Raw genomic sequence first — 22837 nt, 5'->3', positions numbered from 1 at the left:
TAGATATTTAACTTGTGGTGCAGCCTTCCCCACGATTACAATGAATAAAGGTAATTTTTTATCTCAGGAGGGTTCACCATTCATGAACGTTTTTAAGCAGCTATGGAAAAGCTTGTATTCACCAAAGGATATTGCAGCCTTCCGATTCCAGGGAATAGGCAAGACAATTCTGTTTCTATTTATTTTAGCACTAGTTTCTCTAGTACCCGTTATGGTCCAGGTTACACAACTTGGTTCCTCAATATTTTCAGAAGGCGAAAATTTACTGTTAAACGAACTTCCTGATTTTGAAGTGCAGGAAGGAAGGCTGGTATCTCAAAGTGATGAACCGGTCACTGCAAGAAGCTCCGGTTTTACTGTGATCATTGATGATACAGGAGAAATCGAGCCCGGAGATATCCGCAACCGCCATAATACAATAGCACTGCTCAAGGACCATGCAGTTGTTTCAACAGGACCTAACATTCAGGAATACCCTTATTCAATGTTTACCGGCATTACGTTCAGTACTGATGGTATTGCCTCCCTGCTGTCCTCGCTGGATGGCGCGAAAATAATTATTTACTCAGTCATTTTCTTTATCATGTTTGTCATATCAATCGGCTTGCTTTTAATCAAGGTGTTTATCTTTGCGGCAGTCGGACAGCTCTTTGCAAAAACGCTTGAAAAAAGACTTTCTTACAGGCACAGTTTCCGCCTTGCAGCATACAGTATGACCTTGCCCACCATCTTTTTCATGATTGTGCCTTTAATCGGTTCTACGATTCCTGCAGCTAATTTGGTTAACTGGCTTGTTGTAAGTATCATTCTGTATCTTGCCATTAAAGAAATTCCTGCAAAAAAGAAGCGTCTGGCATAGCCCTTTTAAAAAAGCATCCTGGCATTCTGCGAGGGTGTTTTTTTTTTATAAGAAATGACAAAAGGGATTTTAGTTCTATTAAATTTGATCTTTCATATGATTTGTGTGAAATCGAATTTAATGAGGTGGCTTATATGAAAAAGCTGATGTGCATATTATTGACAGCTTTAATTGCTTTTATTTGCTATACCGATTTTACAAAAGGCACAATAACCAGTGATTCAGCTCATGAAGAAATAGATTCAGGCGCGTTGGAAGTTATCGCGAAACCAGGCGATTCCCTGCTTGTATTATTAAAGCGGCATGATCTTCTTCCGGCAAGCTTTAATATCGATCAATTGTCTTATGAATTTTCTGCCTTAAACGGCATTCCTCCTCAAAAGATTATTGCAGGAGAACGATATTTGCTGCCTGCCCCTAAATAACATGCTGCACTTGCCTATTTCTTGTCAACTGCGATTGAACACTGTTAAAATGAAGAAGATTCAACTACAATATACTAGCAAGTAAATTATAAGGGAGCGAATGACACTTGGGTGACATTATACATCGTTCAAAAACACGACCAGTCAAAGTTGGCGACCTGACCATTGGTGGCAGTGATGAACTATTTATCCAAAGCATGACAACCACAAAAACACATGATGTGGAAGCAACGGTAGCAGAGATCCATCGCTTAGAAGAAGCTGGATGCCAAATTGTACGTGTTGCATGTCCTGATGAACGTGCAGCAGACGCAATTGCTGATATTAAAAGACAAATTAATATTCCTCTTGTAGTGGATATTCACTTTGATTACAAGCTTGCCCTAAAAGCCATTGAGGGCGGAGCTGATAAAATCCGTATTAATCCGGGGAATATCGGGCGGCGTGAAAAGGTGGAAGCAGTGGTGAAAGCTGCTAAAGCTAAAAATATCCCGATTCGAATTGGCGTTAATGCCGGAAGCCTTGAAAGAAAAATTGTAGAAAAGTACGGGTACCCGACTGCTGACGGGATGGTAGAGAGTGCTTTGCATCATATTAAAATTCTGGAAGATTTAGATTTCCATGACATTATTGTCTCAATGAAGGCATCCGATGTTAATTTAGCTATTGAAGCGTATGAAAAAGCCGCTAAAGCTTTCGATTACCCGCTTCACCTTGGAATTACAGAATCAGGCACGCTTTTTGCAGGTACAGTAAAAAGTGCTGCAGGACTGGGAGCAATTATGAGCAAGGGTATAGGGAACACACTTCGTATTTCATTAAGTGCTGATCCTGTCGAGGAAGTAAAAGTAGCCAGAGAATTATTAAAATCATTTGGACTTTCTTCCAATGCTGCAACCCTAATTTCCTGCCCTACCTGTGGAAGAATTGAAATTGATCTGATATCAATTGCCAATGAAGTGGAGGAATATATCTCTACAATTAAAGCACCTATTAAAGTTGCTGTACTTGGGTGTGCGGTTAACGGACCCGGTGAGGCGCGTGAAGCAGACATCGGAATTGCCGGCGCCAGAGGCGAAGGGCTTCTCTTTATGAAAGGCAAAACCGTTCGCAAAGTTCCTGAAGAGACAATGGTGGATGAATTAAAAGTAGAAATTGATAAGCTTGCTGAGGAACACTACCGCAAACAGCGTGAAGAAGCTGAAGCAGCTGCCTTATCCTAAGTCGTAAATAGTGAATCGGACCCGACACAACATTGTGCCGGTCCGATTTTTTTTGCATTCATTAACAGCCCTATGCCATTAAAATCTCCCCGTCACACCCAAGGAAAGCAACCGGCATGCCAGAAACCAACAGCCAGGTTTTACAGAGTTTTTATTTAAAAAAATGGGATCAACATAATACCAAAAATAATGGAAACTGCTCCAAGCACAATTCCCCAGCTTCCGGCAGTAGTGCTTCCGGATTTTCTGGCAATAAACCCAAGAATAATGGCGATTATTCCAAATAATACAGGAGAAGTAAATAAAGCAATGATCCCCACAATTAATGAGGCAATGCCTAACCATGTTCCCTTGTTTGTATTCGCAATTTTTCCATCTCTTGCAGGTTCATCATCATTAGTATAAGACTGATCGACACTTACTACTTGGGCCAGCTCATTGGCCATCTCTTCGTCATAGGAAGTTCTTTGATCATTCTTTTCCAAGCCCGTTTGATTTTTTTCTTCTTCATACATTCACGTCCCCTCCTTTCCTGCCTTTTGGGCATGCTTAGTATGTGCGAATTTAACTGCGTTACCTATGGTAATTTTTTTGCCTTCCTTCTTATGGTACACTTACATAACAAAGTTAAAGGAGTTTTGCAGCATGACTAAACGATTTGGTATTGATATTGATGGCACAGTCACTTGTCCCACATCTTTAATTCCTTTTATCAATGAAGAGTTTAACCGCTCATTATCCTTAGAGGATTTAAAGGAATATGACTTAACAAAAGCATTGCCTGATATTTCACCCGATACATTTTCTGACTGGTTTCTTGAAGCAGAACCAGTCATTTATTCTTCTTCACCTGTGGTTGAACATGCAGATAAAATTTTAAAGCAGTGGAAAACAGATCATGAACTTTTTTTTATCAGCGCAAGGAATGAAAAGCATTTTGAACTTACAACAGAGTGGTTTAAGGATAAAGGAATTAATTATGATCATATTGAATTAATCGGATCTCACGATAAAGTAAAAACAGCTAAGAGATATAATGTGGATATTTTTTTTGAGGACAAACATGATAATGCCGTCATGATCCATGAGGAGTGCGATATCCCTGTTATCTTGTTTGATACACCATACAATCGCGAGGCAACACCTGAGGGAGTTATTCGGGTTCAAAACTGGCTTGAGGCAAAACAATGGGTCAACCAATGGCTTAATAAAGCAAAATAAAAAAGATCCTCTTCTGTAAAAGAAGGGGATCCTTTTTATTGCACCTGACAGGATGGGCATGTGCCGTATATTTCAAATTTATGACCCGATACATCATATCCGTTAAGGTTTTCACTTAAGTTGATCATTGGACAGGTATGGATTTCTTTTGTTTTCCCACATGCCATGCAAATAAAATGATGATGGTGATGATGGCTTGTACATGTAAACCGGAAATGTTTTTCGCCTGAGAGTTCCGTTTCCTCAAGAATCCCCAGCTCTACAAACAGTGACAAATTTCGGTATATTGTGTCAAAGCTTAATCCTTTAAAATCATTGTTCATGGCTTCAAGCACTTCCCGTGCTGTCATATACCGATCATGATGCGCGAATAGATCAAGCATAAATTCACGTTTACCGGTATGTTTATACCCTCTATCCTTTAACAGCTGCATTGCATTTGTAACATTCATTCTCTTATCACCCCAATCCTATTTTCGCATGACTTGCCATTTTTTTAAAGCAATGGCTAAAAGTAATAGCAAGATTGACGATACAACGATCGTACCTCCCGGAGCTAGATCAAGATAAAACGCACTAAATAATCCAGCAATGACAGCCAGTTCACCAAAAAGGATGGAGAAAAAGATGGTTTGTTTAAATCCTCTGGCGATCCTCATAGCTGCTGCAACCGGCAAAGTCATAAGAGATGAAACCAAAAGAATTCCGACAATCCTCATAGATGCTGCTATAACTAAAGCAACCATAACCATAAAAATTAAATGGAGCGCTTTGGCAGGCAATCCAGATGCTTTTCCAAATTCCTCGTCAAACGATAACAGAAATAGTTCTTTATAAAGAATTATTACCAGTGATAGGACCACAATTGCGATTCCTAGAATAAGCCATAAATCGTCCCGGCTGACTGCGCTGACACTCCCAAACAAGTAGCTGAATAAATCAGTATTAAAACCATCTGCCAATGAAATAAAAATTACGCCAATTCCGATGCCGCCGGACAAAATAATTGGAATGGCCAGTTCCTGATAATGTTTATAGACGGTTCTGAGGCGCTCTATAAATAAAGAACCAATAACAGAAAAAGTCATCCCCATCCAAAGCGGATTCAGCCCATTAAACATCACGACACTTTTGCTTAAAAACAAACTTGCAGCAATACCAGATAAAGTAACATGGCTCAGTGCATCAGCAATTAATGAAAGCCTGCGCACAACAATAAAAGCTCCAAGCAAAGGGGCGATTACTCCAATAATAAGCCCGGTTAAAAATGCATTCTGTAAAAATTCATATTGAAAAATCGCTTGTATCATAATGAGCCCTCATGCGCATGATCATGATGCAGACGCTGTACGTCATGTCCATAAAACTGAGACAGCTCCTGATCTTTGACCTGTTCAAAATCCGCCGTGCTGCCATGAAAGTGCAAGGTATTATTTAAACAAGCCACATGCGTTACTTTATTCGTAATCGTTCCAATATCATGAGTAACCAGCACCAAAGTAATTCCTAATTTTTTATTAAGGTGATCAAGCATATCATAAAAGGTTTGAACATTTTTTGAGTCAACACCTACAGTAGGTTCATCCAAAATCAAAATATCCGGCTCGCTTACAATGGCTCTTGCGATGAACACTCTCTGCTGCTGTCCTCCTGATAATTCACCAATGTTTCTGTCCATAAAGTTTTCCATGCTTACTGCTTTTATCGCTTTCTCAATTTGAGGGCGTCTTTTTTTTCCGATCATATGAAACAGTCCGGTTTTTTTTGTTAAACCGCTTGCGACTACTTCATAAACTGTGGCAGGGAATCCGGTATTAAAAGCATTGGCCTTTTGAGAGACGTAGCCAATCCGTTCCCATTCACGAAATTTAGCTTGCGCCTGATCAAATAAAACAACTTTCCCTTCACGGGGTTTTAACAAACCAAGTATTATTTTTAATAACGTTGACTTCCCCGATCCATTCGGCCCCACGATGCCAAGAAAAGCACCTTGGGGAATGGCCAGATTTATATTTGTAAGTACAAAATCTCGATCATATCGATAATTAACATTTTTTAATTCTATTATATTGGATGATGCCATACTAACATCCCTTTCGAACAAGAATGGTTCCGATTTAACAACTACTGAGTATACACATTTCCAGACTGAAAGTAAAACATTTGATTTCCCGCTCACCATCATTCCCTCCCTTGCATACAGTGTCGTAGGAGGCGATTGACATGAAATGGCTTCAAACTTTCGTCAATGCAAAATTGCATCAAATTACAGCTGAAGAATTACGGCGCTATGCAGCTCCTTTTGAACTTGCCTTGAGTACACGGGAAAGTGAAATGCTGGCGCGGCTTATCAAACAGGAGAAAATTGATTTTTTTAATGAAAAGGAAAGAACTGTTCTGTTTAAAAAAGTGGAAGGCATTATCGGCACGAGCCGGGCGCGAAAATTAGATAATATCGTGCAGACGTTTTTACATGAAAATAAGCTGTGAGTGGTCTCTCACAGCTTCAGCCAATTAACAATGAATTAACTTATTTGCCGCTTCTCCTTGACCATGTGATTGTCAGTCAGGGGTTGCCCGCACTTAGCTAAAACGAGCGCTTCGAATGCCAAACTAGTTTCATCAGATCATTAAAAATATGTTTTTGCCCCATCAAGCGATGAGTTCTCCCTCAAAGCTTTTTTTAATTGAGGATTTCTTCTATCAATTGAGGGTTAAACGTTTTTTCTTTGAACATATTAATTTCATGTTTGTATGGAGGCTTTTTATTTTTCTTATCTTCCCCCACATAAGGTGTTTCCAGGATTTTCGGGATATCTTTAAAGACATCATGATGGACAATATAGTTTAGCGCTTCAAAGCCTATATGGCCAAATCCGATGTTCTCATGACGGTCTTTTGATGCTCCCATCACATTTTTGCTGTCATTTATATGCAGCACCTTAATTCTATCCAGTCCAACGACTTTGTCAAAATGATTTAGCACCCCATCAAAATCATGAACGATATCATAGCCTGCGTCATGAGTATGACAAGTATCAAAACACACAGAAATTTTCTCGTTGTGAGTTAGGCCGTCAATTATCCTGGCGAGTTCTTCAAAGCTTCTGCCGCATTCCGATCCTTTTCCGGCCATTGTTTCAAGGGCAATTTGAACCTCTTGCTCTCTGCTTATTACCTCATTCAGACCTTCAATTATTTTTGCAATGCCAAGGTCCGCTCCGGCTCCGACATGAGCGCCCGGATGCAACACGATTTGTTTTGATCCCAAAGCCGCCGTTCGTTCAATCTCTGAACGGAGAAAATTCACTCCCAATTCAAATGTCTCAGGCTTAGTTGTATTGCCAATATTAATAATGTAAGGAGCGTGAACGACAATGTCTGTAATTCCATGCTCTTTCATATGAAGCGTGCCTGCTTCAATATTTAAATCCTCTATTGCTTTTCTGCGCGTGTTTTGCGGTGCGCCTGTATAAATCATAAATGTTGTTGAACCATACGATACGGCTTCCTCACTCGAGCCAAGCAGCATCTTTTTCCCACCCATGGAAACATGGGAACCTATTTTTAACATTCAGATCTCCCCTTACTGCGGATTAATCATTGTTGCGGCGATTTATACGCCGTTCTCTCTTTTTAATCTTATCCATTTTAAATTGCATCTTCTTTTTATAACCAGGTTTTACTTTCTTCGGCTTACGCACTAATGACTTAGCTTTTGCGTCCGTTTCATTTTCAACCTTTTTACGATTTGAGCGTTTATGCCTTTCAGTCAGTTCAACCCATTCCCCGTTTCGAACTTCGCGATGGCTGAATGTAATACCTTTTTTCTCCACTTGATTCAGTGCATCTTCATCTGTCGGCTCATAGATTGTAATTGCAACTCCTGAATGACCGGCCCGTGCTGTTCTGCCGACACGATGAACAAAGAAATCCAAATCGCTTGGCAATTCAAAGTTTATGACATGGCTGACACCCGGGATATCAATTCCTCTGGCTGCCAGGTCTGTTGCGACAATATACTGATATTCCAGGTCACGAATTTGTTTCATCATTCTTGATCGTTCACGCGCTGCAAGACCGCCGTGCACGCGCCCAACTTTCAAACCTTTTGATAAAAGGGCATCTGCCACTTCATCCGCTTTGGTTTTTGTATTAGTAAATACAATCGCAATATACGGATTAATCGAGTTTAAAATATCGTTCAGCACTTCAATTTTACTGCGGCTTTTTCTTGGCACAAGAACAAACTCTATATTTTCAGCCTGTACCTGCTTAGGTTCAATATGAGCGTATTGAGGATTTTCCATATATTTCTTTAAGAAAGGTTTTAATTTTTCAGGAATCGTAGCTGAAAAAACAAGAATTTGAAGGTCTTCCGGCATACGTGCAGCAATTTGATCAACATCTTCGATGAAACCCATTTCAAGCATAAGGTCCGCCTCATCAATCACTATCGCATGGGCTGTATGCACATACAGGGCTTGTTCTTTAACAAGATCATTTATTCTGCCCGGCGTACCCACTACAATCTGGGGCTGAATTTTAAGTTTATCAATTGTACGCTGTTTATCCGTTCCGCCAACAAAACATTTGCTTAAAAGATCTTTTGTGGAATGTTCTATGATTTTTGCTACTTCATGATGAATTTGTTTGGCTAGTTCACGGGTTGGGGCGGTAATAACCAGTTGAACTTCCTGTTTTTCTAAATCCAGCTGGTCCAGAAGGGGAAGCAGGTAGGCGTGTGTTTTTCCTGTACCGGTTTGAGATTGTCCTATTGCGCTCTGGCCTTTTTTAATCATTGGAATCATTTTTTCTTGTATAGGTGTAGGCTCATGAAAACCCAGGGTTTCAATCGCTTGTTGTATAAAAGAATTAAATTCATATCGTTTAAATGCTTGAGACATATGTCGATCACTCCTTTTCATTATCCTCGACCGATCAAATCTTGGATTCGTCCAAAACCCTATTATAATCAATTTGAGGTTAAATTGCTAGGTACGATTTAATTACAGAGAATCGTTCCTGCTTCCTCTTTCCTATATTTTGCATATACTAATCGTATTCAGCAATGTAAAGTGAGGCGAAAAACATGAATCGCAGACAATCAATCCCTCGTTCGGGATTTCAGATGCCTACTGGTGTAAGATCCGCTCAACGCCCGGCAAACCCGTTTTCATCACGACCAAACTCCAGTCCATTCGGAGGTTATTCTCCATTCGCTCAACAACAGCCTGCACAAAAAAAAGGGCTGCTATCCATATTTAACCGCAATAAATCAGCTCCTGCCGGATCAGGAAACTTTTTTCAGGGCGGCAGCCAGCCTGCCGCAAGAGGAATAAGCAATTTTCTTCCTGGAGCAAGCCAACCTGCCTCGTCTGGAATCGGCAATTTTCTCCAAGGGGGAGGACAGTCTGCTTCAACTAATTTCGGCGGTATGATGCCGGGAGCAGCACAGCCTGCTGCCCGAGGCATAGCATCTTTGCTGGGAGGTTCACAGGGAACTGGTGCCTCCGGCGTAGCAGGAGCGCTTTCCATGGAAAATATCCAGCGCTGGGTAGGCGGAACCCAGCAAATGATTCAAACTGCGCAGCAGGCTCTCCCAATGATTCAGCAATATGGTCCCCTCGTGAGAAATTTCCCCGCCATGTGGAAGCTTTACCGAAGTTTAAAAAGTGATGATACTGAAAAAGATGACTCGGTTGATAATTCGGTTTCGGCAGAAGAGGACAGCATTATTTCAGATAAAGTATCTTCTGATGATCCTGTCCATACCGAACCAAAACCGGTACGCCAAAAAGATTCCGTTCCAAGACTCTATGTTTAAATAAGCTTTTATTATTTGAGACCTTCGTCCAACTCCTTTATAATGAGCTTATACAGATCGCTCAAGTAGGAGGATTTTAATGAATACAATTAAAATAACACCAAGAGGCTACTGCTATGGTGTGGTCGATGCAATGGTGATTGCACGGAACGCGGCAATGGATAAAACTCTTCCAAGGCCAATTTATATACTGGGTATGATCGTCCACAATAAGCATGTGACAGATGCCTTTGAAGAGGAAGGTATTATTACGCTGGACGGTGAGAACCGCAAAGATATTTTAGAAAAAGTTACAAAAGGCACCGTAATTTTCACAGCTCACGGTGTTTCCCCTGAGGTGAAGGAAATAGCCAGACAAAAAGGTTTAACTTCCATAGATGCAACTTGTCCCGACGTTACCCGGACTCACGATCTTATCCGCGAAAAAGAAGCGCAGGGTTACGATGTTGTGTATATCGGTAAAAAAGGGCACCCTGAACCGGAAGGAGCTGTTGGTGTAGCTCCGTCAATTGTTCATCTGATCGAAAAGCCCTCTGATGTGGACACTTTAACCCTTACAAATGATAAAATCATTGTGACGAATCAAACGACGATGAGTCAATGGGATGTGCTTGAGGTTATAGAGAAGGTAAAAGAAAAGTACCCTCAGGCAGAGGAACATAAAGAAATATGCCTCGCCACCCAGGTCAGACAGGAAGCTGTTGCAGAACAGGCTGGAGCTGCGGATGTATTGATCGTTGTAGGCGATCCGATGAGCAATAACTCAAATCGTCTGGCGCAGGTTTCACAGGAAATAGCCGGCACACCAGCCCACAGAGTCGCAGATGTATCTGAAATCAAATCAGAATGGCTGGTTGGTGCTCAGACAGTGGCTGTAACTGCAGGCGCTTCAACCCCTACTCCGATTGTCAAGGAAGTAATGAACTATATTAATCAATTTGAACCAGATGATCAGTCAACCTGGCTGAACGAGAGGAAAGTTCCTCTTTCAAAGATTCTTCCGAGAATTAAAACGCCGACAAAACCAATTACGATAATGCCTTATACGAAAGAGTCATCACAAGACCTTTAAAAAAGAATACACAAAAAAGAACGCTCTCACGAAATTTTCGTGAGAGCATTCTTTTTATCCATGCCGGATACTTTACTTATTTTTCTACACCACAAGGGATGGTGCACTGACTTTTCAGCTAAAAGAAAATGGGTCTGTGTGAATGGCAGATGGGAGAAAGTCAATATCAAATCCTTTTTCAGAAGATCTTTTCTTCATCTCATTGGCAGTTCCCTGCTTCATCACTTTTTCAACATTATGTCCAGGGTCGACAATTGTCAGACCAAGCATTTTAGCATCATGGGCAATATGATAGTCTACATCCCCCGTAACATATACATCAGCTCCACTGAATTTTGCAGCTGTCATATATTTATTTCCTGTACCGCCAAGTACTGCAACTTTTTTAATCAAAGCAGCTGGATCACCGACAAACCGAACAGCCGGCACTTCGAATTTTTCTTTTACGTACTGAGTAAAGGTCTCCAGTGTCATTGGCTGATGCAACAAGCCGATTCGGCCCAGTCCGAACTGCTTTCCTTCGGTTGCTTCCTCAAAAATATCATAAGCGACCTCTTCATAAGGATGAGCTTTCATCATTGCTCTGATAACAGCTTTTTGAGCTGATTCAAATACAATCGTTTCAATTCTTACTTCCTTAACCTCCTCCAGCTGATTTTTATCACCGATAAACGGTGAGGCATCGTTACCGGGTACAAACCGCCCCGTACCTGCGGAAGAAAAGGTGCAATGATGGTAATCCCCAAGATTGCCGGCACCTGCATCAGTCATGGCCTGCCTTACCTCTGCAGCATGCTCTTCCGGAGTAAAAACCACTATCTTTCTTAGCTTATCCTCTGTTGTTGGAACAAGCACACGGGTCTCTGTCAGCTCCAGCTGTTCAGCAAGCCAGTCATTTACTCCGCCTTCTGTGACATCTAAATTAGTATGAGCTACATAAACAGCGATGTCATGCTGAATTAACTTCGCAATCATTCTGCCAGAAGGCTGATCAGTCCGCAGCGTTTTTAGCGGACGGTAAATAACAGGATGATGGGCGATGATAAGTTTAACATCCTTTTCAATCGCTTCATCCACTACTTCCTCCAAAACATCCAGCGCAATTAGTACCCGCTCAACAGGCTGGTTCAATCGGCCGATCTGAAGACCGACCGGATCTCCTTCCACTGCGAGATGTTTGGGTGAGAATTGCTCAAAAAGTTCAATGATTTGGTGGCCATTTACCTTTTTTCCCAATTTAAAACCTCCGATACCAGCTTCATTTTTTCAAGCAGTTCCTTCTTTTTATCTTTTAAATGTGAAGTGTCTCCTGCTCGTTCAATCTGGTTTAATATTTTCTCCCACTGATTATATTCCTGCTTCCACTTCTTTTGAAACACATGGGATTTCTCCTTTGATAATACAGGTCCCAATAAACGGTCCTGAAATGTCATTTCCATGCGGTCTGTTTCAGGCTCTGCAACCAGAACTTCGTATATCTTTCCATCTTCTTCTAAAATTGCCTCGTCAGTTATCGTCCATCCGTTTAGAGAAAACCAATCCCGTATGGAAATTGCGTTAATATTTGGCTGCAAGATTAATCGTTTTACGCCGGGTAATCTGTCTTTTCCTTCTTCTAAAATTTGAGCAATAAGCGGTCCGCCCATTCCTGCAATGGTGATGACATCGACTTCACCGGCTTCTATCACTTCAAGCCCGCTTCCTTTTCGTACTTCAATCAGATGCTCCAGGCTATCCTCTTTCACTTGCCTTTTAGCAGATTGAAATGGCCCCTCCGCCACTTCTCCTGCAACTGCTTTATCTATTTGCAGCTGATGTCCGAGGTAGCAAGGGAGATACGCGTGATCAGAGCCAATATCTGCAATGGACGATCCTTTTGGAACAAAAGAAGCAACTGTATGTAAACGATCTGATAATTGGTAACTATTCATTGGCCACACCTCACAATATACATAATAAAAGGGCGCACCATTATATGGCCGCCCTCTTTGTTAAAATGGTACTAAAGACGCTCCTCAATCATTTAAAAGAGCAATTTAAGGTCTTATTCTAGTCCTGCAACCCACTCAGCCATAGCATCTGCATTTTCTTCAGGTACCTGACCTGCAGGCATAGCACCGCGTCCATTTACAAGGACGTCCTTAATTTCTTCAAGTTCAAGTCTTTCTCCTACTCCTAATAGTGAAGGTCCGCCGGAACCGCCGTCATAAGCGTCCCCGTGGCATCCAATACAAGTTGATTGGTAGTGAGCTTCCGGATCAAAATCGCCCGATGCTTCTTCACCTTCTCCGCCACCGCCTTCTCCGCCGCCTTCTTCTTCCTTGGCAACTTCCTCAGCGTTATCCAGACCTTGAATCGACATAAAAAACACAACGCCGAAACCAAGCACCATAATTAGTAGAAATGGAATAATCGGATTTTTATTCATGTGTAACCCTCCCTTTTAGAAAAACTATGTAGCAGTCATCGTTATGAATGCAAACTTTAACACTTCATATTTTACTTTACTTTTTAACAATCGGAAAGACCCAATACACAACTTTACCCTTTTTGTCGCATTTTAGACACAAAGGTCGCTACTTTTTCTTAAAAGGGTTTAGGTTTTGATTACTTATTAACAGCCAATTTCTCTGGATATGACCATTCGCTGCACCTCAGAAGTCCCTTCACCAATTTCAAGAAGTTTTGCATCACGAAGATATCTTTCCACATGATACTCTTTCATATACCCGTAACCGCCATGAATCTGAATTGCTTCGTCGCAGACCTCCATGCAGATTTCAGAGGCATAAAGCTTTGCCATTGAGGCTTCTTTCGAAAATTTGCGGCCTTGATCTTTTAGCCAGGCAGCTTTGTAGACCATTGTTCTTGCCAGTTCGATTTTCATCGCCATATCCGCTAATTTAAATTGCGTAACCTGAAAAGAAGAAATTGGCCTGCCGAATTGATGACGTTCTTTTGAGTAACTGAGCGCTCGCTCGTAAGCGGCCTGAGCAATTCCTACTGCCATTGCGCCAATACCAATGCGCCCTCCATCCAATGTCATCAAAAATTGCCGGAAGCCTTCTCCCCGTTTTCCCAGCAGGTTCTCCTGGCTGACACGCACATCTTCAAGCACAAGTTCTGTTGTATTAGATGAATGCAGTCCCATTTTTTCGTAATTATCGATTACGGTAAAACCCTCTTCATCCGTTGGAACAACGATGGCACTAATTTCCTTTTGTCCATCCTTCATCCCTGTGATAGCGGTTAAAGCTAAGTATTTTGCATAACTTGCATTTGTTATATAACTTTTATTTCCATTTATTACAAAGTCATTGCCGTCTTCTTTAGCAGTGGTTTGTGTGCCGCCTGCATCAGAACCTGCATTTGGTTCGGTAAGCCCAAATGCACCAAATGATTCACCTGAGCAGATTTGCGGAAGATATTTCTCCTTTTGCTCATGTGTGCCGAACATTTGAATCGGAGCGCCTCCGAGCGATATATGGGCGGAATACGTTATCCCTGTAGATCCGCAAGCCCGGCTTAGCTCTTCTGTAACAATAGCAAAGCTTGTTGTGTCAGCTCCTGCGCCGCCATATTCCTCTGCAAAAGGCAGCCCCATCATGCCTAATTCAGCCAGCTGTTTAAATTCATCTTTAGGAAAAGACTTAGAACGATCTCTATCCAGCGCTCCCGGCGCCACTACCTCTTGTGCAAACTCACGTATCGTCCGTTGAATCATTTTCTGTTCCTGCGTCAAGTCAAAATTCATGTCCATCCCCCTTATTTTGTATCCGCTTACAATTCTATTATAAAAGAAAAACATGAAAACTAACAAGCTTATATAATTTTACTATTTTCATATTTATTTCAATTCGAACAATTCAGGCGTTTTCTTGATGGCTCCTACTAATCTTTCACTTAATTTTAAATCTGGCATAGCAGCTGAAGTATCATATGACAAAAATCGCCAAAATCGCTGTTTGCAAAGTATTTAACAATTCAGTAAAATAAAAAACAACTATAAAAATCCTACAGGATAAAACAGCAAACCCACTTTTTTTGATTCACATCATTGATTCATAACCAATATACTCCAATAAAAAAAACCAATTCCCCTTTTCATCAGGAGAATTGGCAGGCATATATTTATTCTAAAAAGTCTTTCAGGCGTTTGCTTCTGCTTGGATGTCTAAGTTTACGCAATGCTTTTGCTTCAATTTGACGAATTCGTTCCCTTGTTACACCAAATACTTTCCCAACCTCTTCAAGTGTTCGGGTACGGCCGTCATCAAGTCCGAATCGAAGTCTGAGTACATTCTCTTCTCTGTCTGTTAACGTGTCTAAAACGTCTTCCAGCTGCTCTTTCAGAAGTTCGTAAGCAGCGTGCTCAGAAGGTGATTGTGCCTCTGAGTCTTCGATGAAGTCTCCAAGGTGAGAATCGTCCTCTTCTCCGATTGGAGTTTCAAGCGAAACAGGTTCCTGAGCAATTTTTAGTATTTCTCTTACTTTTTCAGGTGTCAGATCCATCTCTTCGGATATTTCCTCTGGAGACGGTTCACGTCCCAAATCCTGTAAAAGCTGGCGCTGCACACGGATTAATTTGTTGATTGTTTCAACCATGTGGACCGGTATACGAATCGTTCTTGCCTGGTCTGCAATAGCGCGGGTTATGGCCTGACGGATCCACCATGTGGCATAGGTACTAAACTTAAATCCTTTGCGGTGATCAAATTTTTCCACTGCTTTAATCAGTCCCATATTCCCTTCCTGGATAAGATCTAGGAAAAGCATGCCTCGTCCTACATAGCGTTTCGCAATACTGACCACCAATCTTAAGTTTGCTTCTGCAAGGCGGCGTTTCGCCTCCTCATCACCCTCTTCGATTCGTGTAGCAAGAGAAATTTCTTCCTGGGCAGATAATAAATCAACCCGGCCAATTTCTTTTAAATACATTCTGACGGGATCATTGATTTTTACGCCAGGCGGCACACTTAAATCATTCAGATCAAATTCTTCTTCCTCTTCCTTGCCAAGTTCGGTTACACTTGGATCACCTTCAGCACCTTCTTTGACCACTTCTACCCCTTGCTCACCCAGTTGCTCGTAGAACTCGTCCATCTGGTCACTGTCTAACTCAAAGCTTGCTAATTTCTCCGCAATATCCTCAAGTGTGATTTCACCATTTTTTTTGCCTGATTCTAATAACTGAGCTTTAACAACATCAATTGTTATCACTTCAGTTTCTGATTGTTTGGAACGTGTTGACTTTTCAGCCATTAGTCCCCCTCCTTCCAGCTTGCACGACTTTATCTTTTCAAAGCTTTCCGCAATTGTATAATTTCCATTCCAATTTGAGCAGCTTTTATGAAATCATGTTGGCGTTCAGCTTCTTTTTCTTCAAGTTGTTTTTCCTTTATTTTCAACACCTTTTGGTATTTTAACACTTCAGCCACATAATCATTCAGTTCGTCCCTTCCAACATCTGGATTAATATCCATCATATTAATCTCAGTAGCAATAGCCCGAAGATGCCGATCAGGAAGTATTTGCACAAATGCACCTGCATCTGAATGATTGCCGCCTTCATAAAATGCTAAAAGGTAAGTATAAATAGCCTGATGTTCATCTTTATTTAACACTTCTCCATTTAAAAGCGTCTGCACGGTATAGGCTGTCTCATCATTGGCCATCATATGTGCTATAAGGTGTCTTTCCGCAGTTAAATATGCCGGTCTTAGAGTAGATTTTCGATGAAACACCCCAATAGGTTGATCTGCCGGCTTATTTTCCGGCTGATTTGTCTTGATATCAGTTTGCTTCTGTTTAGGGGAAATACTTTGTAATTGTTGTGTTAGTGCATTCAGTGATAAATCGAATTCATCCGAAAGCTGCTTTAAATACAGTTCTTTTTCAACTGCACCCTGCAATGCAGAAATTTCTTTTAGCACCGCCTGAATATAGCTTATACGGCCATCTTCAGTGGTGAGATTTTTCCCCATCCGATGATAACGCATTTTAAAAGCCATTTCAGACACACTTGAATCGATGATTTCTTTCCTAAAAGATTCCGCGTTATGCTTTTGCACATAATCGTCGGGATCCATGTTATTTGGGAGCATTGCCACTTTTACGGTCAGGCCTGAAGAAGTAATTTCTTTTGCGGCCTTATACGCAGCTTCAACGCCAGCCTGATCTCCGTCATAACAGATGATAACTTTATTTGTTAGCCGTTTGATCATACCAATATGCTGGGCAGACAAAGAGGTGCCCATTGTCGCTATTCCATGGGCTGCCTGTTCATTTGTTGATATTACATCAGCAAATCCTTCATAAAGTACAACGGATTGCTCCCTTCGAATCGCTCCTCTGGCTCGGTGATAATTAAACAAAATCTTATTTTTTTGAAAGAGCGGTGTTTCCGGGCTATTTAGATATTTTGGCTCTTCCTTCGTAGCCTGTATCAGTCGTCCGGAAAAGGCAACAACTTGTCCCCTGTCATTTTCTACAGGGAACATAATCCTCCCCCTGAAACGATCAAAATATGAACCGTTGTCTCTTTTTATAATTAAACCGGCCTGTTCCATGGAAGCTGGATCAAAACCTCTTTTTTTCAGAAGCTCCGAAGTAAAATCCCAGGAGGGCAATGACCAGCCGACTCTGAAAGTCTTCAGCTGTTCTTCTGTAAACCCTCTCCCAATCATATACTCCAGAGCCTCCTGACCTTCATTTGTATTCATCAGAAGGTGATGATAAAACTTAGCCAGCAGCTCGTGAGCCTCTATCTGATCCTGGTATTGATTTTTTGCATTTTCACCCTGTTTATTATCTTCGTCGGCTGATGCAGGATCAATCTCCACTCCAACTTTTGAGCCTAAAATTGACACAGCTTCTTTGAATGTAACACCATCGTGATCCATCAAAAAGCTGTAAACATTTCCGCCTGCACCACAGCCAAAACAATGAAATATCTGTTTATCCGGTGAAACGGAAAAGGAAGGTGAATTTTCTCCATGGAAAGGACATAATCCAAAATAATTTCTGCCTTGTTTTTTTAATTGGACATAATCGCTGATTACATCGACAATGTCCGTTTTTTGGCGAATATCGTCCACCGTTTCATCTGGAATTCGCTCAGACACAAAAAACACCACCATCTAGCGTGATTAATAGTTATTCGCCATAAATCATTCTTTTCCTGCATGAAGCGATAAAAATTTTAAAAGGTGGTATGAAAATTGTTCTAAATCTTCACTGGACAGTTTCTTAGGTCCACCTCCATACCGTCCTTTTTTGCGCTCCATCTGGTATAAATAGCGAAAGGACAAGCTTGTATCAATTGTGTCTTGATTATACTCTTTTCCCCTCGTCGATAAGGCATAAACGCCCTTTGAGAGGACTAATGAAGCAAGTCCAATGTCTTGGGTAATAACCATATCCCCTTTTTGGACATGATTTAAGATAAAAAGATCCACCGCTTCTTTGCCATCATCAATAAATGTCCATACATTCTTATCTGCAGTGGGACTATAGTGTTGGAATGATGCAATAAAACGATAGCCTACCCCGTGACTGAGAGCTTGTTCTTCAATGATTTTCTTTAATTCTTTCGGACAAGCATCCGCATCAATAAATATCATGGTTTTTTTTCTTTGTTTATCCATGAAGAAACTATTCTACATAAATGTAAGAACTCCTTTATTCATGAATAAAAAAAATATATTTTTTATCACAATTTTTAATTATAGTACAGAGTTCTTATTTCCGCCATCATTTTTGTCCATTTTTTTATGTGGCAAAAATAAGAAGATGCCACATTGCAGCATCCCCTTCTCTTGTTAATTTAACTGGTCATTTAAGATAATATTTGCAGTTTCTTCTACTGCCTTATTTGTCACATCAATAACCGGGCACTTGATTTTGCTGACTACCTGATCAAAATGAGTCAACTCTTCTTGTATCCTTTCCATTTTTGCATAAGTGGCATCATCATTCAACCCAAGCGCAATCAGTCTTTCTTTGCGAATATGGTTCAATTTGTCCGGGCTGATCTTTAAGCCGTAACACTTTGATGGATTCACTTTGAATAATTCTGAAGGAGGATCAATTTCCGGTACAAGCGGAACATTGGCTACCTTTAAGCGTTTATGTGCCAAATACTGAGAAAGAGGTGTTTTGGAGGTTCTTGAAACGCCGACTAATACAATGTCAGCCTTTAAAATACCTCTTGGGTCACGCCCATCATCGTATTTAACCGCGAATTCAATTGCTTCTATTTTTTTAAAGTAATCTTCATCCAAATCGTGAACCATGCCGGGTTCATTAATAGGTGATTCTTCACAGGCTTCCTGAAGTGAAGATACGATCGGTCCCACCACATCATGCGCAACAATCCCATGCAGCTTTATCTGCTCTTCAATATAAGAACGGATGGCTGGTTTAACTAATGTATACACAATGATTCCCTTATCATCTTTAGCAAGAGCAATGACTTCGTCTACGTTTGCGGTTTCTTCTACATAAGGAAAACGTTTAATGGAAATAGAGTTTCTTGATTGTCTAAACTGGCTCACACAGGCTTTTGCAACCAGTTCCGCTGTTTCTCCGACAGAATCTGAAACCACATATACATTTATTTCATTCATCTTTTGCACCACCTATACACTACGACTCATCCTTCGATAAACTCACAAAGGCTCGGGTAATATTTGTTTTTGTAATTCGTCCAAATACTTCATAACCATTTTCAACTTTTCTGACAACTGGAAGCGAATCAATCTGTTTTTCAATAAGCTGGTTCGCCACATTAACAAGCAGATCGTCCTTCTCACAATAAGTTACATTGGGCATTCTGGTCATGATGACATTTACAGGCAGACTGGTTAAGTCCTGCTGCCCTATACTTGCTCTAAGCAAGTCTTTTCTTGACAGCACGCCGGCAAGCATTGATTTTTGATCGACAACAAACAAGGTACCGACATCCTCCAGAAACATATGACAAATGGCATCGTATACGGAAAGGTTCTCATGTACGACGACTGGAAGCGACTGATAGTCTTTAACATACAGTTTTTTAAGGTTTTCTGTTAATAACTGTGTGCCAGATTTGCCTGTGTAAAAATATCCCACTCTTGGTCTGGCATCTAAATATCCCGCCATTGTAAGGATCGCTAAATCCGGTCTTAGCGTTGCTCTAGTTAAATGCAATCTTTCCGCTATTTGCTCACCGGTTATAGGACCATTTCCTTTTACAATATGCAGAATTTCTGATTGTCTTTTATTTAATTCGATCGTGGTCACCACCTAACACTAAATGAATTATGTTATACTTTTTTTATAATATTATATACTATACGAGTGTATTAATCGATATTAAAGAACATAATTCAAATCAATCCCTATATTACTTTAGAACGTAAAACACCAGAGTGCAACTTATTCGCATATTTTCACCTCCAAACATTGTGAATTTTCCTGAACCGTGGTAGGATATAGCTTATTAACACCCATAGCGAGCGCAATGAAGGACCTATAAGTACCTGTACTTTAGCGACTAGGGAGAGTGAAAGCCTAGACTGCGGGGAAACGGCAGTCCGGAGCAATGCAAAAACGAAGGTGAATGCAAATTGCATTAACTAGGGTGGAACCGCGGACGTACAGCTCCGTCCCTGGGCTATATTTTAGCTCAGGGACGGAGCTTTTTTGCTGCTGAAAAGCTTATGAACTAAGCTCTCGCATGGATAAACGCGGTACAAAAACTAACTATAATAAAAAGGAGTGGCTGTCATGTCTTCAATGGACGAAATTGTACAATTAGCCAAACATCGAGGTTTCGTTTTTCCTGGTTCAGAAATATACGGAGGATTGGCCAATACATGGGATTATGGTCCTTTAGGGGTCGAACTGAAAAACAATATTAAAAAAGCATGGTGGAAAAAATTTATTCAGGAATCACCTTATAATGTCGGGTTGGATGCAGCAATTTTAATGAATCCTAAAACATGGGAAGCATCCGGCCATATTGGTAATTTTAACGATCCAATGATCGATTGCAAAAGCTGTAAAGCCAGACACCGGGCTGACAAATTAATTGAAAACGCAATCGAAGCAAAAGGACAAGAAATGATCGTGGATGGACTTCCCTTTGAAAGAATGCAGGAATTAATTGTTGAGCATGACATTGCCTGCCCAACCTGCGGCAAAAAAGATTTTACTGATATTCGCCAGTTTAACCTTATGTTTAAAACATTCCAGGGAGTGACAGAAGGATCTACAAACGAAATCTTCCTTCGTCCAGAAACGGCTCAAGGAATTTTTGTTAACTTCAAAAATGTACAACGCACAATGAGAAAAAGAGTTCCATTTGGCATTGGACAAGTGGGCAAAAGCTTTCGTAATGAAATTACACCCGGAAACTTTACATTCCGCACAAGAGAATTCGAACAAATGGAAATTGAGTTCTTCTGCAAGCCGGGTGAGGATCTTGAATGGCACAGCTACTGGCGCGAATTCTGTAAAAATTGGCTTTTAAATTTGGGAATAAAGGATGACAGCATAAGACTGCGCGATCACGATGAAGATGAGCTTTCCCATTACAGCAATGCCACTACAGATATTGAATTCCGCTTTCCATTTGGCTGGGGAGAGCTATGGGGAATTGCCGACCGCACAGACTTCGATTTAAAACGCCATATGGAGCATTCGAACGAAGATTTTACTTATTTGGATCAGCAGACAAATGAGCGTTATGTACCGTATTGTATCGAACCTTCCCTTGGGGCAGACCGGGTTACACTGGCATTTTTATGCGATGCTTATGATCAGGAAGAGCTGGAAAATGATCAACGCACTGTACTGCGCTTCCACCCTGCTTTGGCTCCATTTAAAGCAGCAGTGCTGCCGCTTTCTAAAAAGCTCAGCGAAGAGGCATTGAAAGTACAGCAAGAACTGGCTCAGCATTTTATGGTTGATTTTGACGAATCTCAGTCAATTGGTAAACGCTACCGCCGACAGGATGAAATAGGAACGCCATTCTGTATTACATTCGACTTTGATTCACTTGAAGATAAACAGGTTACTGTGCGTAATCGTGATACGATGTCACAAGATCGCATGCCGATATCTGAAGTAAAAGCATTTTTGGAAAATGCAATTAAATTTTAAATTTAGCTACAAAAAAGGAAGCCTCCACTATAGGAGGCTTCCTTTTTTTCTAATTCTGGTCTTTATCATTAACTTTCAGCATATCCCTCATTTTATCCATTTGATCCAGGAAAGATCGGGATTTTATAAATACGCCAACAAATTCATCATAATAGGTGCGGATCACTTGTCTTATTTCATTTTTCGTTTCCTGCTGGAGAGAAATGTTACCAAGACGGTTAAGGTCCAAATAAAAAAATAAGCGAAGCAACCGTACCGTTTTCGCAGAAATAGCTAAACGATAGTTGTCCATATGGGCACAACGATGACATAAAAGCCCGTTTTCTCTTATTGAAAATGAAAAATTGCCCTCCGTCTCTCCGCAATGAGCGCAAGCGTTAAGAATCGGCTGCACACCGTAGACAGGCAAAAGTTTCATTTCGAATATATAACAAATCACTTCTTCATCGTGACCTTCATTTATGTAGGAAAGACACTGAACAAGAAGCTCAAACAGGAATGGATCAGTCTGCCGGTCCTCTACTGCTTTATCAAGCAGTTCAACCATATAAGAAGCATAAGCAGTTTTAAAAAGATCTTCTTTAATTCCCCGCTGTGAGGCAACGAGGTCCCCTTGCTGCAGTGACCCCATTCCTGATCCTTTATGAAAAAGAAAATGGGCATAAGTAAACAGCTGGGACACTGCAGATAAGCGGCTGTTTGCTTTTTTTGCGCCATTTGCCATTACTGCAAATTTACCGAATTCCCGTGAAAATATGGTGACAATTTTATTGGATTCCCCATAATCACTTGTACGAACAACGATGCCTTCACATTTTTGGAGCATTAATAATCCTCCCTTCAGCTGCAGAAGGTCCGATGAATACTATTGATATAGCGTAGGATCAGTTTCCTCTTCATGAATCCGAGTTTTACTTAATGATTGCATCAAATCCTGTTCTTCAATTTCTTTAAACAGCAGATACAATTCAACATCGCCAGTCTGACTAAAAATTTCCCACGTAAAATTCCGCATACGTTTCACACCTTTCATGTTGTCCATGAATGCCATTACGTTTTTAGTGT

The 22837-nt window shown here is 40.8% G+C and carries 25 protein-coding genes; 8 read left to right on the top strand and 17 right to left on the bottom strand.

The features are described 5' to 3' along the window. Positions 1-82: 82 nt before the first annotated feature. From E2R51_RS02110 to ispG, 3 genes are all read left to right on the top strand, one after another. Positions 83-859: a DUF1189 domain-containing protein gene (locus E2R51_RS02110; RefSeq protein ID WP_165967111.1), complete on the top strand. Its 777-nt coding sequence runs from the start codon at positions 83-85 to the stop codon at positions 857-859. A 134-nt stretch (positions 860-993) separates the two neighbouring features. Further along, positions 994-1284: a hypothetical protein gene (locus tag E2R51_RS02105; protein WP_133375373.1), complete on the top strand. Its 291-nt coding sequence runs from the start codon at positions 994-996 to the stop codon at positions 1282-1284. A gap of 107 nt (positions 1285-1391) precedes the next feature. Continuing rightward, positions 1392-2507: a flavodoxin-dependent (E)-4-hydroxy-3-methylbut-2-enyl-diphosphate synthase gene (gene ispG, locus E2R51_RS02100; protein ID WP_133375372.1), complete on the top strand. Its 1116-nt coding sequence runs from the start codon at positions 1392-1394 to the stop codon at positions 2505-2507. A 155-nt stretch (positions 2508-2662) separates the two neighbouring features. Here ispG and E2R51_RS02095 read toward each other — a convergent pair whose 3' ends face one another. Further along, the gene (locus tag E2R51_RS02095; RefSeq protein ID WP_133375371.1) at positions 2663-3022 is read right to left on the bottom strand and encodes a DUF4190 domain-containing protein; all 360 of its coding nucleotides are present in this window, start codon (positions 3020-3022) and stop codon (positions 2663-2665) included. A 130-nt stretch (positions 3023-3152) separates the two neighbouring features. Here E2R51_RS02095 and E2R51_RS02090 point away from each other — a divergent pair, with 130 nt between their 5' ends. Then, positions 3153-3728: a hypothetical protein gene (locus E2R51_RS02090; RefSeq protein WP_133375370.1), complete on the top strand. Its 576-nt coding sequence runs from the start codon at positions 3153-3155 to the stop codon at positions 3726-3728. A gap of 35 nt (positions 3729-3763) precedes the next feature. Here E2R51_RS02090 and E2R51_RS02085 read toward each other — a convergent pair whose 3' ends face one another. From E2R51_RS02085 to E2R51_RS02075, 3 genes are read right to left on the bottom strand one after another with little or no spacing between them, the layout of a single operon-like run. Then, a complete protein-coding gene (locus E2R51_RS02085; protein WP_133375369.1) occupies positions 3764-4180 on the bottom strand; it encodes a Fur family transcriptional regulator in 417 nt (138 codons plus the stop codon). An 18-nt stretch (positions 4181-4198) separates the two neighbouring features. Continuing rightward, on the bottom strand, positions 4199-5038 hold the full coding sequence (locus E2R51_RS02080) for a metal ABC transporter permease (RefSeq protein WP_133375368.1): 840 nt from the start codon (positions 5036-5038) through the stop codon (positions 4199-4201). Beyond that, positions 5035-5811, bottom strand: a complete 777-nt coding sequence (locus tag E2R51_RS02075; RefSeq protein WP_133375367.1) for a metal ABC transporter ATP-binding protein — start codon at positions 5809-5811, stop codon at positions 5035-5037. Before E2R51_RS02075 ends, E2R51_RS02080 begins: the two co-directional genes overlap by 4 nt. Positions 5812-5951: 140 nt before the next feature. Between E2R51_RS02075 and E2R51_RS02070 the strand changes: the two genes are divergently transcribed. Continuing rightward, positions 5952-6218, top strand: a complete 267-nt coding sequence (locus tag E2R51_RS02070; RefSeq protein ID WP_133375366.1) for a DUF2624 family protein — start codon at positions 5952-5954, stop codon at positions 6216-6218. A 193-nt stretch (positions 6219-6411) separates the two neighbouring features. On the opposite strand, the gene E2R51_RS02065 is transcribed toward E2R51_RS02070, so the two are convergent. Both E2R51_RS02065 and E2R51_RS02060 read right to left on the bottom strand, forming a co-directional pair. Further along, entirely contained in the window at positions 6412-7302 is an 891-nt protein-coding gene (locus E2R51_RS02065; RefSeq protein ID WP_133375365.1) for a deoxyribonuclease IV, read from the bottom strand. 22 nt (positions 7303-7324) lie between these two features. Beyond that, positions 7325-8635, bottom strand: a complete 1311-nt coding sequence (locus tag E2R51_RS02060; protein WP_133375364.1) for a DEAD/DEAH box helicase — start codon at positions 8633-8635, stop codon at positions 7325-7327. A gap of 185 nt (positions 8636-8820) precedes the next feature. Here E2R51_RS02060 and E2R51_RS02055 point away from each other — a divergent pair, with 185 nt between their 5' ends. Together E2R51_RS02055 and E2R51_RS02050 are read left to right on the top strand one after the other, a co-directional pair. After that, on the top strand, positions 8821-9555 hold the full coding sequence (locus tag E2R51_RS02055) for a YqfQ family protein (RefSeq protein ID WP_240732941.1): 735 nt from the start codon (positions 8821-8823) through the stop codon (positions 9553-9555). Between the two features lie 79 nt (positions 9556-9634). After that, positions 9635-10627: a 4-hydroxy-3-methylbut-2-enyl diphosphate reductase gene (locus E2R51_RS02050; RefSeq protein WP_133375363.1), complete on the top strand. Its 993-nt coding sequence runs from the start codon at positions 9635-9637 to the stop codon at positions 10625-10627. Positions 10628-10741: 114 nt separating this feature from the next. On the opposite strand, the gene E2R51_RS02045 is transcribed toward E2R51_RS02050, so the two are convergent. From E2R51_RS02045 to ccpN, 9 genes are all read right to left on the bottom strand, one after another. Further along, positions 10742-11863 (bottom strand): Nif3-like dinuclear metal center hexameric protein, encoded by a 1122-nt coding sequence (locus E2R51_RS02045; RefSeq protein WP_133375362.1) that lies wholly within the window; start codon positions 11861-11863, stop codon positions 10742-10744. Next, on the bottom strand, positions 11848-12558 hold the full coding sequence (locus E2R51_RS02040) for a tRNA (adenine(22)-N(1))-methyltransferase (protein ID WP_133375361.1): 711 nt from the start codon (positions 12556-12558) through the stop codon (positions 11848-11850). The genes E2R51_RS02045 and E2R51_RS02040 overlap by 16 nt, the downstream gene beginning before the upstream one ends. A gap of 113 nt (positions 12559-12671) precedes the next feature. Further along, positions 12672-13055, bottom strand: a complete 384-nt coding sequence (gene cccA / locus E2R51_RS02035) for a cytochrome c550 (RefSeq protein WP_133375360.1) — start codon at positions 13053-13055, stop codon at positions 12672-12674. A gap of 186 nt (positions 13056-13241) precedes the next feature. Next, on the bottom strand, positions 13242-14381 hold the full coding sequence (locus E2R51_RS02030) for an acyl-CoA dehydrogenase family protein (protein WP_133375359.1): 1140 nt from the start codon (positions 14379-14381) through the stop codon (positions 13242-13244). Positions 14382-14758: 377 nt separating this feature from the next. Beyond that, positions 14759-15889, bottom strand: a complete 1131-nt coding sequence (rpoD, locus tag E2R51_RS02025; RefSeq protein ID WP_133375358.1) for an RNA polymerase sigma factor RpoD — start codon at positions 15887-15889, stop codon at positions 14759-14761. A 29-nt stretch (positions 15890-15918) separates the two neighbouring features. Further along, on the bottom strand, positions 15919-17751 hold the full coding sequence (gene dnaG / locus E2R51_RS02020; protein ID WP_133375357.1) for a DNA primase: 1833 nt from the start codon (positions 17749-17751) through the stop codon (positions 15919-15921). A 45-nt stretch (positions 17752-17796) separates the two neighbouring features. Then, complete coding sequence (locus E2R51_RS02015) at positions 17797-18273, bottom strand: YaiI/YqxD family protein (protein ID WP_133375356.1); 477 nt, start codon at positions 18271-18273, stop codon at positions 17797-17799. Positions 18274-18447: 174 nt separating this feature from the next. Continuing rightward, positions 18448-19254: a pyruvate, water dikinase regulatory protein gene (locus tag E2R51_RS02010; protein WP_133375355.1), complete on the bottom strand. Its 807-nt coding sequence runs from the start codon at positions 19252-19254 to the stop codon at positions 18448-18450. 19 nt (positions 19255-19273) lie between these two features. After that, the gene (gene ccpN, locus E2R51_RS02005; protein ID WP_205703302.1) at positions 19274-19909 is read right to left on the bottom strand and encodes a transcriptional regulator CcpN; all 636 of its coding nucleotides are present in this window, start codon (positions 19907-19909) and stop codon (positions 19274-19276) included. A gap of 486 nt (positions 19910-20395) precedes the next feature. Between ccpN and E2R51_RS02000 the strand changes: the two genes are divergently transcribed. Beyond that, entirely contained in the window at positions 20396-21772 is a 1377-nt protein-coding gene (locus tag E2R51_RS02000) for a glycine--tRNA ligase (RefSeq protein WP_133375353.1), read from the top strand. Between the two features lie 49 nt (positions 21773-21821). On the opposite strand, the gene recO is transcribed toward E2R51_RS02000, so the two are convergent. Both recO and E2R51_RS01990 read right to left on the bottom strand, forming a co-directional pair. After that, positions 21822-22598 carry a DNA repair protein RecO gene (gene recO / locus E2R51_RS01995; RefSeq protein ID WP_133375352.1) on the bottom strand — a complete coding sequence of 259 codons (777 nt, stop codon included), beginning with the start codon at positions 22596-22598 and terminating at the stop codon, positions 21822-21824. A 39-nt stretch (positions 22599-22637) separates the two neighbouring features. Further along, positions 22638-22787, bottom strand: coding sequence for a YqzL family protein (locus tag E2R51_RS01990; protein WP_133375351.1), 150 nt, complete (start codon positions 22785-22787; stop codon positions 22638-22640). Positions 22788-22837 lie beyond the last annotated feature (50 nt).

Source organism: Jeotgalibacillus sp. S-D1 (genome assembly GCF_004358665.1).
Lineage (GTDB): Bacteria > Bacillota > Bacilli > Bacillales > Jeotgalibacillaceae > Jeotgalibacillus.
The sequence above is the reverse complement of the archived record's forward strand: the minus strand, read 5'-3'. Positions and strand labels throughout refer to the sequence as shown.

Bases quoted from the DNA above. Each gene is read 5' to 3' on its own strand.
- cccA (WP_133375360.1), bottom strand. From the start codon at position 13,055: ATGAATAAAAATCCGATTATTCCATTTCTACTAATTATGGTGCTTGGT.
- E2R51_RS02050 (WP_133375363.1), top strand. From the start codon at position 9,635: ATGAATACAATTAAAATAACACCAAGAGGCTACTGCTATGGTGTGGTC.
- E2R51_RS02090 (WP_133375370.1), top strand. From the start codon at position 3,153: ATGACTAAACGATTTGGTATTGATATTGATGGCACAGTCACTTGTCCC.
- E2R51_RS02015 (WP_133375356.1), bottom strand. From the start codon at position 18,273: ATGGATAAACAAAGAAAAAAAACCATGATATTTATTGATGCGGATGCT.
- E2R51_RS02105 (WP_133375373.1), top strand. From the start codon at position 994: ATGAAAAAGCTGATGTGCATATTATTGACAGCTTTAATTGCTTTTATT.
- recO (WP_133375352.1), bottom strand. From the start codon at position 22,598: ATGCTCCAAAAATGTGAAGGCATCGTTGTTCGTACAAGTGATTATGGG.
- rpoD (WP_133375358.1), bottom strand. From the start codon at position 15,889: ATGGCTGAAAAGTCAACACGTTCCAAACAATCAGAAACTGAAGTGATA.
- E2R51_RS02065 (WP_133375365.1), bottom strand. From the start codon at position 7,302: ATGTTAAAAATAGGTTCCCATGTTTCCATGGGTGGGAAAAAGATGCTG.
- E2R51_RS01990 (WP_133375351.1), bottom strand. From the start codon at position 22,787: ATGCGGAATTTTACGTGGGAAATTTTTAGTCAGACTGGCGATGTTGAA.
- E2R51_RS02040 (WP_133375361.1), bottom strand. From the start codon at position 12,558: ATGAATAGTTACCAATTATCAGATCGTTTACATACAGTTGCTTCTTTT.
- E2R51_RS02060 (WP_133375364.1), bottom strand. From the start codon at position 8,635: ATGTCTCAAGCATTTAAACGATATGAATTTAATTCTTTTATACAACAA.
- E2R51_RS02095 (WP_133375371.1), bottom strand. From the start codon at position 3,022: ATGTATGAAGAAGAAAAAAATCAAACGGGCTTGGAAAAGAATGATCAA.
- E2R51_RS02070 (WP_133375366.1), top strand. From the start codon at position 5,952: ATGAAATGGCTTCAAACTTTCGTCAATGCAAAATTGCATCAAATTACA.
- E2R51_RS02110 (WP_165967111.1), top strand. From the start codon at position 83: ATGAACGTTTTTAAGCAGCTATGGAAAAGCTTGTATTCACCAAAGGAT.
- E2R51_RS02055 (WP_240732941.1), top strand. From the start codon at position 8,821: ATGAATCGCAGACAATCAATCCCTCGTTCGGGATTTCAGATGCCTACT.
- E2R51_RS02010 (WP_133375355.1), bottom strand. From the start codon at position 19,254: ATGAATGAAATAAATGTATATGTGGTTTCAGATTCTGTCGGAGAAACA.
- E2R51_RS02000 (WP_133375353.1), top strand. From the start codon at position 20,396: ATGTCTTCAATGGACGAAATTGTACAATTAGCCAAACATCGAGGTTTC.
- E2R51_RS02085 (WP_133375369.1), bottom strand. From the start codon at position 4,180: ATGAATGTTACAAATGCAATGCAGCTGTTAAAGGATAGAGGGTATAAA.
- E2R51_RS02075 (WP_133375367.1), bottom strand. From the start codon at position 5,811: ATGGCATCATCCAATATAATAGAATTAAAAAATGTTAATTATCGATAT.
- E2R51_RS02080 (WP_133375368.1), bottom strand. From the start codon at position 5,038: ATGATACAAGCGATTTTTCAATATGAATTTTTACAGAATGCATTTTTA.
- E2R51_RS02030 (WP_133375359.1), bottom strand. From the start codon at position 14,381: ATGAATTTTGACTTGACGCAGGAACAGAAAATGATTCAACGGACGATA.